Genomic DNA, 19,580 nt, shown 5'->3' with positions numbered 1-19,580 from the left:
AGCAGGAAAAGCGTGACGAATGGATGGGGCAGCTGCATCGGAATCATATTCAGCAGGTGGCCAGATGGCGACATCAAGTGCTTGCCGTACAGTTATCTATGCTAGTATGTATGTTTTTGCTATGGGAAGTCGCAGGCAGACTCCGTTGGATTGATGTACTGTTATTCAGTTATCCGAGTAAGGTTTTTGCCCAGATTGGCAAGGACATCGCTAGTGGCGATTTGTGGGCACATGTTGGGGTAACCGTGGGGGAAACGGCAGTTGGTTTTTTACTCGGAACTCTGGTGGGAACCTTGCTTGCGGTTTTAATTTGGTGGTCTCCTTTTTTGTCCAAAGTGTTGGACCCCTATATGGTTGTGTTCAACAGTATGCCAAAGGTAGCACTTGGCCCGATCTTTATTGTGATGTTCGGCGCGGGTTTTACAGCGATTGTCATGACCACATTGTCCATCACGGTCATTATCACGACACTGGTCGTGTATAACAGCTTCAATGAAGTGGATCCCAATTATATTAAAGTCATTCGTACGTTTGGTGGAGACCGTTCCGAGATTTTTACAAAAGTTGTATTACCTGCTTCTTTTCCGGCGATTGTATCCACTTTGAAAGTGAACGTTGGCATGGCTTGGGTGGGTGTAATTGTGGGTGAGTTTTTGGTCGCCAAACAAGGGCTTGGTTATCTCATTATCTACGGATTCCAGGTATTCAACTTCACACTTGTATTATCGAGTCTGTTAATTATTGCTGCAGTTGCAACAGCCATGTACCAACTTGTTGTCTATGCAGAACGCAAAATGCTGGCTGGCCGCAGGTGATTCGGACGTGTTTTACTCGAAATGTGACCGGGTATGATATGTATACAATTTCACAAGGGGTGTCACGTTGCCCGATACCGTAAAATCAAGTACCATATTTAGTATGATTATTCCGCGCAGATCCGGAATGAATGCGATGATTGGAGAAGAGGGCCTTGAGGTTCTGTCGCAACGATCTAACTTGCCAGCGTCCCTCATTCGGGGCGTGTTGCTGTGACCGGCATGCATGCGCATGTCGGTTGATGTCGTCTAGTTTATATTTGGATGAGACATACTAGTCATGATAAATGAATGAGGCGACGAGCTGGCTAAGAATTTTTTTTGTAGCTTAGAGGAGTTGGAATGTTAAATGGGTTTTAGGGTAATTAAAACTGCAATCGCCGCATTAATGGCTGTATTGATTGCAGACTGGTGTCGCTTGCCGGGACCAACATCAGCGGGATTGCTTGCCATTCTTGGCGTGGATGTAACGAGAAAACGAAGTATTCGCACCATATCGGCGCGGTTCTTTGCTTCCGTGGTTGGACTTTTATTTGCAAGTGTACTTTTTCACTTTCTAGGCTTCCATTATTGGGTGCTGGCGGTATACATATTGATCGCATTCCCGGCTATTGTCCGGGTAGGCTTCAAAGAAGGTATTGTAACAGGTTCAGTCGTTGTGTTTCGGGTATTCAGCGGCGGAGAGATGGACGTGAATGTTGTCCTCGTACAAATTGCTTTGTTACTGATTGGTCTTGGTTCCGCAATGGCGGTGAACCTGGCCTATATGCCGGCAGCAGATCCACAGATGCTGCGCATTCGCAAACGAATTGATGAACTCTTCTCGAAGATTTTTAAGGAATTTGCAGCCACGCTGCGTAATCCCAATGAAGCGTGGGCGGGGAGAGAGCTGATTGAAGCAGATAAAGCAATACTTGGCGGTATTGATGCTGCCAAGCGTTCTCTGGAGAATCAGGTGATTCATCCGAATGAGGAATGGAGTGTCTACTTCTATATGCGCAAAACGCAGCTGGACTCCATCCAGCACATGATGCATCTGGTGTCCCAGATCTATCAGAAGATGCCACATGCGGAAATGGTCTCGGAGCTGTTCGATCAGCTTAGTCAGGATGTACTTACTGAATCTTACACCGGACGAACTGAAAAACTTCTTGCAGATGTGCAAGAAGAATTCAAACGTATGGAGCTGCCGGATACAAGGGAAGAATTCGAGATTCGTTCCGCAATTCTCCAGCTGTGCCGTGAACTCGCGCTGTATCTGAAAGTCGCGAAGAAGGACAAAGCGCCGTCCCCAATCTCGGACCGGTCCCAATCTACAAACGAATAATAGAAAATAGTTGTCACCCTAGACGAATGCCCTGCATACACTTGTAGTGAATGATTGTATGGAGGAGGTTTAAAGATGTCATTGAGTCATAAACATCAATGTAGAGAGATTATCACGAAGGCGATCTGCGGCAAAGGTCGTAAGTTCTCTACCGTAACACATACCGTGACTCCGCCAAATGGTCCGACAAGTATTTTGGGGGCTTGGATTATCAACCACCAATATGAAGCCGTATCAGCGGGTGACGGAATTGAAGTTATTGGTACTTACGATATCAACATTTGGTATTCCTATGACAAGAATTCGCAGACGGATGTAGCCAAAGAAACGGTGTCGTATGTAGAACATGTGCCTTTGTCCTATCTGGACCCGAAACACCGGACTTCCACAGTGGAGGTATCTGCGGATGCAACGCAGGAACCTAGCTGTGTGGAAGCCACAGTATCAGCAGGTGGAAGCAGTGTAATTATCCGGGTAGAACGGGAATTCGCTGTGGAACTCGTTGCCGAAACCAAAGTTTGTGTGAAGGTCTGCACAGATGGTTGCGGTGACTACGAAGACAAGGACTATGACTTTGGCAGTGCCGATGGAGATTATGACGATCTCGATCCCGATCTGCTCGACGATGAGCTGTGAGTTTGACGCCTGTATTTGATAACCTAAGGTATCATATGCGCCAGAAGGCGCGGTGAAGAGGGCGTGAGCCCTCTTTCTTCTTAAATATTAAAAAATGGGTGGTAACGAGCCTCGCAATGTGCCTGGAATACCTTTCACGGGAAGGCTCCGCATTGCGGGGTTATTTTTATTTTAGTTGCATGATCCGGGAGGGGGGACGTAATGAATGTGATGGAACAAGCGGAGGAAGCGCTGCGCCGATATGAAAGGATGACTTCTGGAGAACGTGCAGAACGGTTGAAACAGGCAGGCATTGAAGTATTGTCACTGCACGATCGGCGCAAACGTGAACCAGGCTTGCGTGTACGCTATGACGTAGAGATAAGCTGTCTGCAGGCGATTCGGATCAAACGCAAGGATACTAGTGGCATGGGAGGGGCACAGGAAACTCTGTTGGAGCGTGAAGCGAGTTCAACCTTATTCAAGCGCATAGAACGACTTGCGATCAAAACGCTGTATACGCTAGGACTGGATCATGGAGCTGTTCGAATGGAATCCTCAGGGAACGGCGGTTGTGCAGTGATTTCGATTGATCCATGTCCCTGGAAAGGGGTGACCAACCTTGCTGCTACCTATAGGGAAAGCTGGAAGCAGCATCAGGAACTGCTGGATGAGGAAGTGAGTCACAGACCCATTCCAATACTCGGCATGGACCCGGAGTTTCTTCTGGTGCAGATGCCGGAATCCAAAATCGTACCCGCCTCTAGATTTCTTGAACGTACAGGAATGGCAGGCTGTGATTCCGTGACGATTGGTGGACGGCGCATATATCCGGTTGCCGAACTGCGACCGGCTCCCAGCTCCGAACCACGAGAACTGCTGGCCCATCTGATGAGGGCATTCGCAGCCGCTTCCCGCAGCATCAGTGATCACTCGCTCATCTGGCAGGCAGGAGGAATGCCACAACGGGGGTTACCTCTGGGTGGTCATATTCATTTTAGCGGGGTGAATCTTACCGGGGAACTGCTTCGTGCACTGGACAATTATCTGGCATTGCCACTGGCATTTCTGCAAGACCCCCGTGGATCGGGAAGACGACCCCGTTATGGAGCACTTGGTGATTTTCGCCTGAAATCCTATGGTGGGTTTGAGTATCGTACGTTACCCAGCTTTCTTGTGTCGCCCCTTGTTGCAAAAGGTGTTGTGGCCTTGGCAGGTCTGATCGCGAGCGGGTATACTCAATTACGGCAGCGTCCGTTGGCGAAAGCTGAGGTTCATACCGCTTTTTATGAAGGAAAGCGTGAAGTGATTAAGGAACACATTCCAGCTCTCGTAGATGATCTGAAGAGGTTGGATGGATATGCACGTTATGAACGGTATGCGTCTCCGTTAATCCTTCAATTAAAACTGGGAAGAACTTGGGATGAGAGCCGCGATATTCGTAAACTCTGGAATATTCGGGCAGGTTCATGAAGTACGGACGTTTTTTTGATATAATAAGAAACAAGTCTTTTTAAGTGCGAGTTCAAAAAGAACGGTTTTCAGTACCGAGAAGATGGGATGAAGCTAGAAATGGAGTAGCGGAGCGTAGGAAAACTACGTGAGCAACGGAAATTTCGGCTGAATGCCATATTCGACGCTGATGATGCCACTAGGAATCCTTCGTAATCAAAAGCGGACTTTTTGAACAACCTTTATAAGTGAGAGCTACGGAAGATATGGAGCAGCAACCCTTGAAGGAAGTGGCGAATAGCCAACACATAAGGCGGAGGCGCTAACACAGTGCCTGACCGTCTTATTGTCCTTCCAGGACGCGTTTCTTCCTGACATTATAGGAACAGGATGGAGGATATTCATCATGGCTCAGTATACGCCAATGATTCAACAATATTTGCAAGTGAAGGCCGAAGCACAAGATGCTTTTCTATTTTTTAGACTGGGTGACTTCTATGAACTGTTCTTCGAGGATGCGATTAATGCTGCTCGTGAACTTGAGATCACGCTGACCGCGCGCAACGGAGGCACGGATGACAAAATTCCGATGTGCGGTGTACCTTATCATTCGGCTGACAATTACATACAGCGTCTGATTGAAAAAGGATATAAAGTTGCAATTTGCGAACAGATGGAAGATGCAAGTGTAACCAAAGGCATGGTACGACGTGAAATTGTACGTGTGGTTACACCGGGAACGGTAATGGAAGGCAAGACACTCGGTGACAAGTCCAACAACTACATGGTCTGTCTTACAGGTAATCAAAATACGCTGGCGCTGGCGGCCTGTGATCTGTCAACGGGTGAGTTGTATGTGACATCGGTGCCCTATTCCAAGGAATGGCTTAAAGATGAAATCGGCATCTACGAACCATCAGAGCTGGTAGGGGATGCAGCGCTGCTTGAAACGGTAGAAGCCGAGGCGTCTCCAATCGGTCGCCCTGTGGTCTACACGTCGTGGACAAAGAATAAGGAAGATCTGGTTCGCCAACAGTTTGGCGAGGCTGTCTGGGCAAGATTAGAGCCTGAACGTCAAGCGTGCATTGCACGTCTTTTCTCCTATCTGAGTGAGACACAGAAACGTTCTCTAGGGCAATTATCTCAAATCTCAACGTATGAGCCCGATCATTACATGATCTTGGACCCGTTTACCCGCCGGAACCTGGAATTGGTTGAAACTGTGCGTGAACGCTCCAAAAAAGGTTCATTACTTTGGTTACTTGATCGGACGGAGACGTCCATGGGTGCAAGAATGCTGCGTCGCTGGGTCGATAAGCCATTATTGCAAAAAGGGAAGATTAATGAGCGTCTTGAAGCAGTGGATACGCTGTACAACCAGTTTATATTGCGTGAGGACCTGCGGGCAGAACTTAAAGACATCTATGATCTGGAGCGTTTGGTAGGCCGGATTGCGTTTGGTAATGCCAATGGTCGTGACCTGAATGCGCTCAAGTCATCGCTGGAGAAAATTCCAGGACTTCGTCAGCATTGCGCAGGATCATCTTCCGCAACATTGCAGCATATTGCCGAAACGATGGATGATTGCAATGATCTGCGTGAAGCCATCGGGCAAGCCATTGTGGACGAGCCGCCGGTATCGGTAAGGGACGGAGGCCTGATCCGTGAAGGGTACCATGAACGTCTGGATGAATTGCGTGAGGCTTCGGTTAACGGGAAACAGTGGATTGCGGAGCTTGAAGCGAGAGAGCGTGAGGCGACAGGCATTCGATCACTGAAGATTGGATATAACAAAGTATTTGGTTATTATATCGAGATCACCAAGTCCAATCTGTCCGCGTTGCCAGAGGGACGTTATGAACGTAAACAGACACTCGCCAATGCAGAACGTTACATTACGCCGGAGTTGAAGGAAAAAGAGACGCTGATTCTCGAAGCTCAGGACAAAATGGTTGATATTGAGTATGGGCTGTTCGCAAAGCTGCGCGAGCGGTTGAATAAAGAGATTGCAAGATTGCAGAAGCTGGCCGAACAGGTAGCAGAAATTGATGTGTATCAATCTTTTGCGGTGATCAGTGCTGAGCGCAACTTTGTACGACCTACGTTGACCGACGGTTATGATCTGGTTGTGGAAGAAGGACGCCATCCGGTCGTTGAGGCGGTCATGCGAGATGGCGCATTTATTGCCAATCACACCGCAATGACCAAGGAAGAGGCACGTATTCTGCTGATTACTGGACCAAATATGGCTGGTAAGAGTACGTATATGCGACAGGTCGCTTTAATCTCCATTTTGGCACAAGTGGGTTGTTTTGTACCTGCGGGTCAGGCGGAAGTGCCGATCATGGATCGCATTTTCACACGGATCGGTGCCGCGGATGATCTCATTGGCGGACAAAGCACATTCATGGTGGAGATGGCCGACATTCAGGTCATGACGGACAAAGCCACACCACGCAGTCTGATTATTATCGATGAATTGGGACGTGGGACATCGACCAGCGAAGGTATGGCGATTGCTCAGTCTGTTATTGAATATGTACATGATATTATCGGCTGTAAAGCCCTTGTATCAACTCATTTCCATGAACTTGCTCATCTGGAGGAGAGTCTGGACAAGCTGGCCAACTACTCGATGGCGGTACAGGAGAGTGGTGACAAAGTTAATTTCCTGCGCAAATTGATTGCCGGGGCAGCCAGCAGCAGTTATGGTATCTATTGTGCACGCCTTGCAGGTCTGCCTGATAGCATTATTGAGCGGGCGAATGGACTATTGCATGGGTTTGAACATGCGGCTGCTCAGGTAGCGGTGGGCAGTGAATATATCGGAAACGAAAAGCAGGAAGCGGGCCTGAACGTAAAAGGTGTAGAATTCCAACACACGGATTCAGCACCATTGATCCGTGAGCATGAGATTGTGGAGAGTGCAGAGTACACACCTTCTATTGAAGAGTCGGCCGGGAAGCAGCATACCAAGAAATCAAACAGCAAAGGACAGTCCAGCGCAAACCATTCGGATGTGGTTCAACTGTCCATCTTTGGGGATGATGAGCCAAGTGTGGCAACGAAACCGGATGTAGTTGCGGTGGATAAACCAGCGCGAGAATTCATCCGTACGATGAAAGATATCGATGTCATGAATATGACGCCTCTTCAGGCGATGCAGATATTGAATGAACTCAAATTGAAGGCACAGCAATTATCCTGAGTATAAGGGAGGGGAAAACCTGTGGCGAAAATACATGTGCTTGATGAACATATTGCCAACCAGATTGCGGCGGGTGAAGTGGTCGAACGGCCTGCTTCGGTTGTCAAAGAGTTGCTCGAAAACTCGGTGGATGCAGGCGCCACCAAGATTGAAGTGACGGTGGAAGAGGGCGGACTCCTCAGTATTCGTGTCAAAGACAATGGTTCAGGTATCGAGCCAGAGGATATGGAAACTGCCTTTTATCGTCATGCGACCAGTAAAATAGCACATGGCCGAGATCTGTTCCAGATCACAAGTCTTGGATTCCGTGGCGAAGCCTTGGCGAGTATTGCCGCAGTATCCAAGGTAGAGGTATTGTCGGCAAGTGACAATGATGGGCGGGGGCGCCGCATCGTGATTGAAGGCGGGAACCTTGTCTCTCATGAAGATGCAACCTCACCCCAAGGTACAGATTTTGCAGTGAGAGAGCTATTTTACAATACACCAGCCAGACTTAAATATATGAAAACGATCCAGACGGAACTGGGACATATATCCGATGTCCTTTACCGGATGGCGATGTCTCACCCAAATATTTCGTTCAGACTGCGCCATAATGAGAATGTGTTGCTTCAGACGTTGGGCAACGGCGATCTGCTGCAAGTGGTTGCAGCGATCTATGGTACAAGTGCTGCCAAAGCGATGCTTCCCATACAGGGAGAAAGTCTGGATTACCGGGTGAGCGGGCTGATCAGCCTGCCAGAATGGACACGAGCGAATCGTAATGGTATGTCAACGATTGTTAATGGGAGATTTGTTCGCAATTACGGTCTCAATCAGGCGATTCTCAAAGCCTACCATACCTTGCTGCCCATTAATCGCTTCCCACTTGTCGTGGTGCAGTTGGAGATGCACCCCTCTCTTGTGGATGTGAACGTGCATCCGGCCAAGTTGGAGGTTCGCTTCAGCAAGGAACCAGAACTGTATGAATTTATAGAGACGACGTTGCGGGGTATACTCCGGCAGGAGGTACTGATTCCACAGGTCAAAAAACAGCAGATTCGACGTGGGGACGATAGTTCCTTTATTCAGGAGCAATTCCTCTTTCCACGTGGTCCGCTGAAAGATGCATCTGATGCAGAAGCATATGGGCAACAAGGTCCACTCGGGAAACCTACTGTTGCACCGCTGAAGTTGACTGCCGAAGATGATGATCTGGATTTGGATGCTCCGGCGGATGTGTCCACAGCACAGTCAGTATCTGAACAGGGTCAGTCGGTGCCGTTGCCCGAAGCTCCACCTGAGATTACACATCCCCCTGTGCAGTTAGAAAGTTGGAACGGGGATATTTTGCAGAAGATTGCTAGTCATGACGGGGGGCAGACATCTGTTAACGTGCAAGAAGGCACTAAGGATGTAAGTACAAGTTCTACCGAAACTGTTCCCAAATCTGACCTCTCTTCTCAAGATGGTGGGGATCGTGGAGCAACAGAAAAACCGTTGGCTGAAGGTAAACCAGCTACGTATCGCTCCGAATCCGTATATTCACGGGTTAGGGAAGCACGTTCATCGTATAATCCGTCTTCAGTTCCGAGAAGTGAACGGACGTGGAAAACTTCAGGTCTGCCTGATGCTACTAAACTTGCTGCTGCCATTAAATCGGATGCTTCCATGCCCGCATTTCCGGAGCTGAGTCTGATCGGACAGCATCATGGTACGTATTTGATTGCGCAAAATGACCAAGGTTTATATTTGATTGATCAGCATGCCGCTCATGAACGCGTGAATTATGAGTACTATTACGAGAAATTTGGTAACCCTGCCCAGGCCTCACAAGAGTTACTGCTGCCTATTACGCTCGAATTTACACCTTCGGAGACGGAAAAACTGAAAACAAGGCTGGCCTGGTTCGAACAGGCGGGTGTATATTTGGAACATTTTGGTGGACAGACGTTCCGTGTGCGCTCCCATCCGTTCTGGTTCCCCAAAGGGGACGAGAAAGACATTATCGAAGAAATGTCCGAATGGGTTCTTAGTGAACGCAGCATAGATGTGGCCAAGATGCGAGAAGCTGCATCCATTATGTGCTCCTGCAAGGCGTCCATCAAAGCAAACCAAAAGTTGACGGATCAGGAAGCGGAAGTGTTGATTCAGCGTCTGGGTTCATGTCGTCAGCCCTACACTTGTCCTCATGGGCGGCCGATTGTGATTTCATTTTCAACATATGATCTGGAAAAATTGTTCAAACGTGTTATGTAGCTATTTAGGAGGAATCTATGTATATTACAACCGGTGAAAAGGAAGCGGCTTTACTTGTGGAGCGGGCCCGAAACCTTGCTGAAACAACAGGGGGTACTTACGTGCGCCGTAATAAAATGTCTCTGCCCATGATGATTGAACACTATGAGGCGGAGGAGGTTCTGGTTGTACTCCAGGGTAAAGTGCGTCTATTTCGGAAGGATTCACCGTTGCTGGAGTTCCACCCCAGCATGGGATTTGTTCGTGCCAAACGTATATTGCGAGGAGAACCTGATCCACTGCTGGAGGCGGGGGCGGTGAATGAAGGGGATACCATCATCGATTGTACAGCCGGACTGGGCACGGATGCACTGGTGTTCTCGGTTGCAGTGGGCAAAAGTGGACGGGTGATTGCATGTGAGAGCTCTCTTCCGCTATATACACTACTAGTGGAGGGGATGTCTCAATATGAGACGATCAAGCCAGCGGTAAATGAAGCTTTCCGGCGTATTGAGCTGCATCATGCGAATCATCTCGATTTGCTTCGATCGTTGCCGGATCGAAGCTGCGACACCGTATATTTTGACCCCATGTTCCGTGAACCAATGATGGATTCAAGTGCTATACAGCCCTTGCGAGATTATGCAAATGCTCATGCGCTGGATGAACAGAGCATTATGGAAGCAAAACGGGTTGCCCGTAAACGGGTAGTCATGAAAGAAAAGCGCGGCAGCGCGGAGTTTGACAGGCTCGGATTTGAAATACTTGATCGGGCGAATGCAAAAACCCTGTACGGAGTGATTAATGTTGAAAGTGGAAGTTAAACCAAAACCTAAACTGCTTGTGTTGGTTGGACCAACAGCAGTAGGCAAAACAAGAATGAGCATCGAGCTTGCACAAGCTTTCAATTGTGAGATTATCTCAGGCGATTCGATGCAGGTATATCGTGAAATGGATATCGGAACAGCCAAGATTACCTCTGAAGAAATGAAGGGTGTACCTCATCATCTCATTGATATCCATGAACCGGAGTATCCGTATTCTGTGGCCGAGTTTCAGGAGAGTTGTACACGATTGATTAGTGAAATCCATGAACGCGGTAAAATGCCTTTTATTGTTGGTGGCACCGGTCTGTATGTGGAATCGGTATGTTACGGCTTCCAATTTTCGGATAGCGGTTCAGATGAAGCGTTCAGAGAGGAACAATTCAGCTATGCTGAGTTAAATGGAGCTCAGGCCCTTCATGATCGACTGAGGGAAGTTGATCCCGTTAGTGCGGATCGTCTGCATCCGAATGACCAACGGCGAATTGTACGTGCGCTTGAGATCCACCATCTCACAGGAGAGAAGTGGTCGGATCAGCTGGCAGTACAGAAGAAAGAGTCGCCATATGACCTTCTTATTGTTGGTTTGACAATGGATCGGCAGAAGTTGTACGCCCGGGTAGAAGAGCGGATTGATCTGATGATCGAACAAGGTCTGGTGGATGAAGTGAAGTCCCTGTTGGAACGCGGAGTGGCCAGAGGTCATATTTCCATGCAAGGGCTGGGGTATAAGGAGATTGCAGCGTTCCTGCAAGGGGAAGTGAGTTGGGAAGCTGCGGTGGAGTGGTTGAAGAGGGATACGCGTCGGTTTGCCAAACGGCAGCTTTCCTGGTTCCGCCATATGAAGGATATTGAATGGGTGGACATGACCGATACCCAGGATTTTGAAGGGAAATACAAGCAGATAAGTGAATTGATTACACGGAAATTTGATTGATTTGAGCGATGATTAGTATTCTTCTGACAGGCATCGATTAGATCAAGATATGTAAACCTCTACCTTTTAGTCATCAAAAGGATAGAGGTTTTTATTTATCACTAGAACAGATGGTAGAGATTAAGTATTCGGCAAACAACGAATAAATGTGCTTTAAAATGAAGAATTTGTCCCTCTTTTGCAAAACAGACAAGCGGTGTATAATGGATAAGTCTTCTATTTGTTCACCTCGCTAAGAATGGGGGTAAAATAGCAGACAAGGGGTTTTTGTGGATTATATGAAACTGTTCATGATATAATAGCACGAAAGCTACTCAGCGATATTGAATATTACTTGAACACGAATTCAAATGAACCAATGGGGGTACGGCTAATGAACAAGTCCATCAACATCCAAGATACGTTCTTGAACCAACTGCGGAAAGAAAATATTCCTGCTACGGTCTATCTGACCAACGGCTTCCAAATCCGCGGGACGATCAAGGCATTTGACAATTTTACGATCGTCATTGACAGCGACGGACGCCAGCAAATGGTCTACAAGCATGCCATCTCCACGTTCACGCCGCAACGCAGCGTATCGCTGATGCAGCAAGATAACAGCGGCGAAGCTTAAAAAAATTACGAAACCTTTTCACCAACCATTTCGTCTACAAGTATAGGTATTGAAACAGAGCAACCTGAATAAAGGGTTGTTCTTTTCATTCCGGGCAAAATATGTTTAATTTATGCCTGAGCCTATAGACGATTAGAAATTATGCAACCGAAAGGGAGTCAGGAGGTAACATGCCAAACGATCCGTTGTCGAGGTCTAACAATCGCAACAACAATAACAAGTCACCCAAAAAAGCGAAGCCAAAGACCTCTAAAAAGAAAAAAATTACGGGTAAACGCGTTGGATGGACACTATTTTTCACAATGGCAATCGCCATATTCTGTGCACTAGGCGGATATTTATTTATTATGGTGAGTGGTGAAAATCTGCTCAAAGCCAATAAGGACAAAACCACAATTAATGAAACTTCAAAAGTATATGATCGCAATGGCCAATTAATGGGGGAGCTATCCATTCAGAAGCTGGACCCCGTCAAAGAAGACGATATTCCTGAGCTGGTGAAGCAAGCCTTTGTTGCGACGGAGGATAAACGCTTCTATGATCACCAAGGTGTGGATATCTGGTCCATTGGGCGTGCGGCGGTTAAGGACGTCATGGCTCGTTCCATGGTGGAAGGTGGTAGTACATTAACCCAACAGCTTGCCAAGAACATGTTCTTGTCCCGTGACAAAACGTTCTTCCGTAAAGCAACGGAAGTATCGATTGCCATGGCATTAGAGCGCAAGTACACAAAAGACGAAATCCTGACGATGTATCTGAACCGGATTTTCTTCGGTCATCAGCGTTACGGGATTAAAGCGGCATCTGAATTTTATTTTGGAGAAAAAGATCTGAATAAACTTGAATTGTGGGAAATTGCCACACTAGCAGCGATGCCCAAGGGGCCTTCTGCCTACAATCCTGTAAGCAATCCGAACGATTCCAAGGCACGACGTGGCGTTGTTCTCCAACTAATGTATGATCAAGGCTACATTACGAAGGAAGAGATGGATAAAGCTAAAGCGGTAGATTATAACTACAAGCGACCAGAAAAAGACCAGAAATATCAAGCCTTTATTGATTATGTTCTCCGTGAAGCTGAACGTGTAACAGGCAAAACGGAAGATGATCTGAATATCGGCGGATACAAAATCTATACAACTATGGATGCTCAGGCTCAAACAGCCATGGAAACTGCCTTCACAGATGATAATCTGTTCGAGGCAAGCAAAGACGATCAACAAGTCCAAGGCTCCATGGTTATCATGAACCATGAGAATGGTAGCCTCGTTGCCCTCCTGGGCGGACGGGATTATCAGACCAAGGGTTATAGCCGTGTAACGCAGAGTCGCAGACAACCGGGTTCAGCTTTTAAACCGATTGTATCTTATGCACCGGCGCTTGAATCAGGAAATTACAGTGCCAACTCGTCGCTGAGTAATGCGAAGCAATGTTTTGGTAACTACTGCCCTGGTAACTTGCATGGATATTCTTCAACGATCAGTATGACGGATGCCATTACGAAATCGGAAAATATTCCTGCGGTTTGGCTCCTTGATAAAATAGGCGTTAACACAGGCATTAATTTTGCCAAGAGTGTAGGTATACAGCTGACAGATGAAGACAAAAACTTGGCGATTGCCCTCGGTGGTCTAAGTAAAGGTACAAATACACTGGAAATGGCGCAAGCCTACAGTGCATTTGCCAACCTCGGAGAATACCGACAAGCCTATTCGATTAAGGAAATCAAGGATAGCGCAGGCAAAACCACGTACAAACACGATAACTCGGACACAACGCGTGTCATGAGCGAGCAAAATGCGTATCAGCTTACACAGATGCTGCAGAACGTTGTTAATGACGGTACAGGGCGTTCAGCGCGTCTGGATCGTCCGGTAGCGGGTAAAACAGGAACAGTTCAAAGTGGTATCTCTGGCAACAGTGCCAACCGTGATGTATGGTTTGTTGGATACACACCGGAATGGACTGCCGCAGTCTGGATGGGCTATGACAATCCGGATGCCAATCATATGCTTAAGAACAGCAGTAAGCTGTCAGCAGCTTTCTTTGCCAAAGTCATGGGAGATGCTTTAAAAGGCGTTCCAGTGAAGCAATTCAAAGCACCAGCTGGAGGGCAGGCACCTCCGCCAGTAGAAGAACCAGAAAAGCCGGCTCTGTCCGTTAGTGGGCTGAGTGGATCGTACGATCCAAATGCACAAACCGTCTCCCTGAGTTGGACTGGAACGGGTGACGCGAGTACGCAATATCGGATTTATCGGAAAGAAACATCTGAAGCCCAGTTCACTCATCTCATTGATGCAATAGGAGCGACCAATGCACAAGATTTAAGTGCGTTGCCTGGTCTAACCTATGAGTACTATGTGACAGCTTACGACTTGGCATCAGGACTTGAGACGGATCCTTCCAACACCATTTCCTTGATGATTGAAGCACAGGAAATGCCGCCGGAGGAACCTGATCCTGGTATAGACCCTGGAACAGAGATAGATCCTGAGCAGCCAGGTACGGAGAATCCGGACAATGGTTCACCGGATAATGGCAACTCGAACGGTAATAACGGTAATGGAAATGAAAATGGCAACAACGGAAATGGTAATGGTAATAACGGAAACAATGGCAACGGTGGTAATAACGGCGGAAACGGTCAACCTGGGGAAGGCAATACGACCCCGCCTGGTCAGGGCACAACAGATCCTGGCGGAAATGGTGAAGGTCCCGATGATGGGGCCGTAACAACGCCAGGCGAGGTTGTAACTCCGGACAGCGGAACAAGTGGGGATACTGGAGGGACAGATGCACCTGCAGATTCTCAAGCTGGCACCGGCGGCTAAGCGAATGAATCACTAAATAGCTACATTATAGCTACATTGAAAAAACTGCTTCCCGGGAAACCGGTGAAGCAGTTTTTTGTGTTATACGGAACCAACTGTAATGGAAGCTGATTTGATGAATAGGTGGGACAAAGCTTGATTTTGAGTGTAAACCTTAAATATGGTAAGCTGTAGCTATTCGTAATACGTTGTGCAAGGGCGGGCCCAGAGCGCTGGAATCCATCAGGCGGACGTTATTACATTGTTCACCAATAACATCAGAGCAGGTCACGGACCTGTAGTCGGCAAAGAGGGGTTCGTATGAAACGGAAATTCGGGGATCGCGCGAACTGGCGCCGGATTACGAACCGACAATTCACATGCCGGTTCGTTCAATCCAAAATTTTCACAGGTTATATTACGTTGTACACCATACAGGATTTGAAAGAACCTCTGTGGAAAACATATGGAGGCAGTACCTTCTGTATCGCAGATAAAGGTTATTCCTGGCTGCAATACTATCCGAAGGGAGAGCACTTTGTTGTTACAGCGATGTTTGACGATCAGGAACGAATTGTAGAGTGGTATATTGATACATGTCGTAGTCAGGGGATAACCGATCAGGGTGTTCCTTGGTTTGATGACCTGTATCTGGATGTCGTTGTACTGAAAGATGGAGAAGTATTTTTGCTGGATGAAGATGAGCTTGAAGACGCACTGTCACGGAAGCATATTACAACGGGTGATTATGACTTGGCTAACAAGACGGCTAAGGAACTGCTGCATGCCATTGATGCACATGTATTCCCATACTTTCAGTTATCACTGAAGCATAGGCCGAGTTTGTTTGAGAACGGAGAGTTTCGAAAAAACATTCAGATTTGAGACATCTACTTATCCGTAGAATTCTTCATGATCCTTCTAATATTGGAGCACCTGATAGAATACATTAATAATCAGGAGAGTTCAGCCCGATAAAATAGAGGTGATGGCGAATGAACGGACGGGTCATGGCTGCAGGAGAGCAACCAGGAGGCAGACCATCCAGACAAATTAATATTGTGTTGCGTAACCAGGAACCTCAGATGTTGGTCAAAGATGAAGCAGCGGCAGTACAGGCAGCCAAGAGTATAACCAAACATGCGCACTTCCAAGAGATACAGGGTGAATTGGAGCAACTGGTTGGACTTGAAAATATCAAAGACTTGGTGTTTGAGATCTATGCTTTTCTACAGATTGCTCAGATGCGTACCGAAGCAGGCTTACTTAGTGGTGCGCACGTGTATCATATGATCTTCAAAGGCAATCCGGGAACCGGTAAGACCACCGTGGCTAGGATCGTTGCCAAACTCTTTCAGAAGATGGGTGTGTTAAGTAAAGGTCATCTTATTGAAGTAGAACGTGCAGATCTGGTTGGAGAATATATCGGTCACACGGCGCAGAAAACAAGAGATCTGGTTAAGAAGGCACTCGGTGGGATATTGTTCATTGACGAAGCTTACAGTTTGGCCCGCGGTGGAGAGAAAGATTTTGGAAAGGAAGCTATTGATACGCTTGTAAAATCAATGGAAGACAATAAAAACCAATTTATCCTCATATTGGCTGGTTATTCAGATGAAATTGATTTTTTTCTCCAGACCAATCCCGGATTACCTTCCCGCTTTCCCATTCAAGTGGAGTTTCCAGACTATAGCATTGATCAGTTGATTCAAATCTCTGAGATTATGGCCAAAGAGCGCGATTATATTCTAATGCCACAGACCATACTCAAACTAAAGCAGCATTTGCTTCAGGAAAAAAATGATTCGCTGCATGCGTTCAGTAACGCCAGATACGTTCGTAATGCCATTGAGCGTTCGATCAGGCATCAGGCGGTTCGTTTGTTGGAACAATACTCGGAAGGCAGTCCAGGAAAACTGGAGCTGATGACAATCCGTACAGAGGATTTGAACTTTGAGCGAAAGTAAGCGATAATATAGTTTTTACACCAGCCGGCCGGGCCAACCGGTTCGGCTTAAGGTATGCCATGGCATATTCGTGGCAATGTAGATCAATGGATTAATTTAGTAATTAGAGGGAGTGAACATATACATGACAAATGGTACACATGATACAGATATGGTCAAAAAAGATCGTGCCGTCTTGGTGAGTCTTGTTACGGATGATGTAAAACGTACAGGTATCAACCCTGAGTACTCTTTAGAGGAACTGGTGAAACTTGCCGAGACAGCTGGAGTGGAAGTGCTAAGTGTACTTTCTCAGAACAGGGAAAAACGTGATACCAAATGGTTCATTGGTAAAGGTAAGGTGGAAGAGCTCCGTGCGATTGCAGAGGAACTGGGAGCAACTACGGCTATTTTTGATCAGGAATTGTCAGGTGCACAGGTTCGTAATCTGGAAGAAACACTCGACCTCAAAATTATTGACCGTACCCAATTGATTTTGGACATCTTTGCACAACGTGCCAACACTAGAGAAGGTATCATTCAAGTGGAATTGGCTCAACATAGCTATTTGCTGCCACGGTTGTCGGGTCATGGTAAGAACCTGTCCAGACTCGGGGGCGGAATCGGAACAAGAGGCCCGGGTGAAAGCAAGCTGGAGACAGACCGCCGTCACATTCGTGGTCGTATCGATGATCTGAAGCGTCATCTGGAAGAATTGACTCGTCATCGTAAATTGCATCGTGAACGCCGTAAAAAAACAGGTATTGTTCAGGTAGCCCTTGTTGGTTATACCAATGCTGGCAAATCAACCTTGCTCAAGCAGTTGACGGCTGCAGATGTGTATATTCAAGATCAGCTATTCGCTACATTGGATCCCACATCACGTACGATGGAACTTCCAAGTGGAAAAGAAATCGTACTTACCGACACGGTTGGATTTATTCAAAATCTACCGCATGATCTGATTGCAGCATTCCGTGCAACGCTGGAGGAAGTGAATGAAGCAGACCTGATCCTGCATGTTGTGGACGCCTCATCAGCTATGCGTGAAGATCAGATGCGGACGGTTAATACGATTCTGCAAGAACTTGGTTCAGGGGACAAGCCGCAGTTAGTCCTGTATAACAAAAAAGATGCGTGCACACCAGAGCAGCTTGAGATGCTTCCATTGGATAAAGGCCATATTAAAGTAAGCGCATTGGACTCGGAGGATCTGCTTAAAATCCGTGAATTCATTCAGACAGAGTTGACAGGTGATACGAAGCGCTTCCGTATTCCAGCAGAACGTGGTGATCTTACGTCGGTACTCTATAAAATTGGTGATGTTGTGGAGACCAGCTTTGAAGAGAATGATGTCATTTATGAAGTTGAATTGCAAAAAGGTGAATATGAGAAATTTGGTTATATGCTTGAAGAATTCATTGAATTGTAATATTCATGACATATTGATGTGATAAGTTACACGATAATGGATATTCGACGTCAGATTCGTGCTATGAAGGGGAATGAAGTAAGATGGTAAGCTTTGATTCAGAAATATCTGAACTTCAACGTCAAGTGGAGCGTCAGATTGAAGGACAACTGCAACAGATTGATCGGATCACAGATCACAATCAATGGAAGGTGATTAATGCTTTCCAACAGCGAAAAGTAAGTGATTTTCACTTTGCAGGTTCAACAGGTTATGCCTATAACGATCGTGGGCGTGAAGTGCTTGATGAAGTATATGCTGATGTATTCGGCGCGGAAGCCGCGTTGGTGCGTCCTCATTTTGCTTCAGGTACTCATACGATTAGTACAGCTCTCTTTGGAGTTTTGCGTCCAGGTGACGAATTATTGTACATCACGGGTAAGCCTTACGACACATTGCATAAAGTTATTGGCAAACCCGGTGATGGCACAGGTTCATTACGCGATTTTGGCATCGGTTACCGTGAGACGGCCTTAACTGATGAAGGTGGAGTGGACTGGACAGCAGTTGAAAAAAGCATTACACCAGCTACAAAAGTCATTGGAATTCAACGTTCACGTGGTTACGACTGGCGCTCCTCCTTCTGTGTTGCTGAGATTGCTGACATGGTTACGCGTGTTAAAGCGCTTAAGGGAGATGTCATCGTATTCGTAGATAATTGTTACGGTGAATTCACGGAGGAACTTGAACCGACAGAAGTCGGAGTTGATCTGATGGCCGGATCACTCATCAAGAATCCTGGTGGAGGCATTGCGGAAACCGGTGGATACATATGTGGGAAGGAACAATACGTACAGCTGGCAGCTTATCGTCTAACAGCCCCTGGAATTGGGGGAGAGGTTGGAGCAATGCTGGGGACAACACGTGGCATCTACCAAGGACTTTACATGGCACCGACAATTGTAGGACAAGCTATCAAAGGAAGTACGTTTGCTGCTGCGATGTTTGCTGAATCCGGATTTGTAACCAAACCCGCCTGGAATGAAGCTCGCACAGATCTGATCCAGGCTGTTAAGTTTAGCTCTGCCGAGCATCTGATTGCCTTCGTGCAGGGGATTCAGCGTGCAGCAGCTGTGGATAGTCATGTGGTTCCTGAACCGTGGGATATGCCTGGTTATGAGCACCCTGTCATTATGGCGGCAGGTACGTTCATTCAGGGTGGAAGTCTGGAATTATCAGCCGACGCGCCTATTCGGGAGCCGTATATCGGGTATATGCAAGGCGGATTAACGTACTCTCATGTCAAATATGGCGTTTTGATGGCGTTACAGACGATGAAAGATCGTAAATTATTGTGAGTTTATCTAACACGTCATTGACACTTGGTAATAACTAAATGTAC

General features: G+C 47.0%; 15 protein-coding genes. All 15 read left to right on the top strand.

Features of this window, described 5'->3' with window-relative positions:
- Nucleotides 1-23: 23 nt before the first annotated feature.
- Complete coding sequence (locus tag MHI12_RS17970) at nt 24-815, top strand: ABC transporter permease (RefSeq protein ID WP_405173018.1); 792 nt, start codon at nt 24-26, stop codon at nt 813-815.
- Nucleotides 816-882: 67 nt separating this feature from the next.
- Nucleotides 883-1,032 carry a hypothetical protein gene (locus MHI12_RS17965; RefSeq protein ID WP_167544411.1) on the top strand — a complete coding sequence of 50 codons (150 nt, stop codon included), beginning with the start codon at nt 883-885 and terminating at the stop codon, nt 1,030-1,032.
- A 132-nt stretch (nt 1,033-1,164) separates the two neighbouring features.
- The gene (locus tag MHI12_RS17960) at nt 1,165-2,142 is read left to right on the top strand and encodes an aromatic acid exporter family protein (RefSeq protein ID WP_405169935.1); all 978 of its coding nucleotides are present in this window, start codon (nt 1,165-1,167) and stop codon (nt 2,140-2,142) included.
- A gap of 75 nt (nt 2,143-2,217) precedes the next feature.
- Nucleotides 2,218-2,778 (top strand): outer spore coat protein CotE, encoded by a 561-nt coding sequence (locus MHI12_RS17955; RefSeq protein WP_017687912.1) that lies wholly within the window; start codon nt 2,218-2,220, stop codon nt 2,776-2,778.
- Between the two features lie 201 nt (nt 2,779-2,979).
- Nucleotides 2,980-4,230: a putative amidoligase domain-containing protein gene (locus MHI12_RS17950; protein ID WP_405169934.1), complete on the top strand. Its 1,251-nt coding sequence runs from the start codon at nt 2,980-2,982 to the stop codon at nt 4,228-4,230.
- Nucleotides 4,231-4,615: 385 nt separating this feature from the next.
- Nucleotides 4,616-7,417, top strand: a complete 2,802-nt coding sequence (gene mutS / locus MHI12_RS17945) for a DNA mismatch repair protein MutS (protein WP_405169933.1) — start codon at nt 4,616-4,618, stop codon at nt 7,415-7,417.
- 21 nt (nt 7,418-7,438) lie between these two features.
- Nucleotides 7,439-9,655, top strand: a complete 2,217-nt coding sequence (mutL, locus tag MHI12_RS17940) for a DNA mismatch repair endonuclease MutL (protein ID WP_405169932.1) — start codon at nt 7,439-7,441, stop codon at nt 9,653-9,655.
- Nucleotides 9,656-9,672: 17 nt separating this feature from the next.
- Complete coding sequence (locus MHI12_RS17935) at nt 9,673-10,458, top strand: class I SAM-dependent methyltransferase (RefSeq protein WP_340905269.1); 786 nt, start codon at nt 9,673-9,675, stop codon at nt 10,456-10,458.
- Nucleotides 10,439-11,395: a tRNA (adenosine(37)-N6)-dimethylallyltransferase MiaA gene (miaA, locus tag MHI12_RS17930; protein ID WP_036672759.1), complete on the top strand. Its 957-nt coding sequence runs from the start codon at nt 10,439-10,441 to the stop codon at nt 11,393-11,395. Before MHI12_RS17935 ends, miaA begins: the two co-directional genes overlap by 20 nt.
- Nucleotides 11,396-11,768: 373 nt before the next feature.
- Nucleotides 11,769-12,011 carry an RNA chaperone Hfq gene (hfq, locus tag MHI12_RS17925; protein ID WP_017687918.1) on the top strand — a complete coding sequence of 81 codons (243 nt, stop codon included), beginning with the start codon at nt 11,769-11,771 and terminating at the stop codon, nt 12,009-12,011.
- Between the two features lie 170 nt (nt 12,012-12,181).
- On the top strand, nt 12,182-14,842 hold the full coding sequence (locus MHI12_RS17920) for a PBP1A family penicillin-binding protein (protein ID WP_405169931.1): 2,661 nt from the start codon (nt 12,182-12,184) through the stop codon (nt 14,840-14,842).
- A 300-nt stretch (nt 14,843-15,142) separates the two neighbouring features.
- Complete coding sequence (locus MHI12_RS17915; protein WP_036672757.1) at nt 15,143-15,706, top strand: DUF402 domain-containing protein; 564 nt, start codon at nt 15,143-15,145, stop codon at nt 15,704-15,706.
- Between the two features lie 110 nt (nt 15,707-15,816).
- Nucleotides 15,817-16,788 carry an AAA family ATPase gene (locus MHI12_RS17910; RefSeq protein WP_036613563.1) on the top strand — a complete coding sequence of 324 codons (972 nt, stop codon included), beginning with the start codon at nt 15,817-15,819 and terminating at the stop codon, nt 16,786-16,788.
- 124 nt (nt 16,789-16,912) lie between these two features.
- A complete protein-coding gene (gene hflX, locus MHI12_RS17905; RefSeq protein WP_341007898.1) occupies nt 16,913-18,199 on the top strand; it encodes a GTPase HflX in 1,287 nt (428 codons plus the stop codon).
- Nucleotides 18,200-18,282: 83 nt separating this feature from the next.
- Nucleotides 18,283-19,536, top strand: a complete 1,254-nt coding sequence (locus MHI12_RS17900) for a methionine gamma-lyase family protein (protein ID WP_341007897.1) — start codon at nt 18,283-18,285, stop codon at nt 19,534-19,536.
- Nucleotides 19,537-19,580 lie beyond the last annotated feature (44 nt).

Origin of the sequence: Paenibacillus sp. FSL H8-0280 (genome assembly GCF_045040665.1) — a bacterium.
Classification (GTDB): Bacteria; Bacillota; Bacilli; order Paenibacillales; family Paenibacillaceae; genus Paenibacillus; species Paenibacillus xylanexedens_A.
Note: the sequence above shows the minus strand (reverse complement) of the source record. Positions and strands in the feature narration are given on the sequence as shown.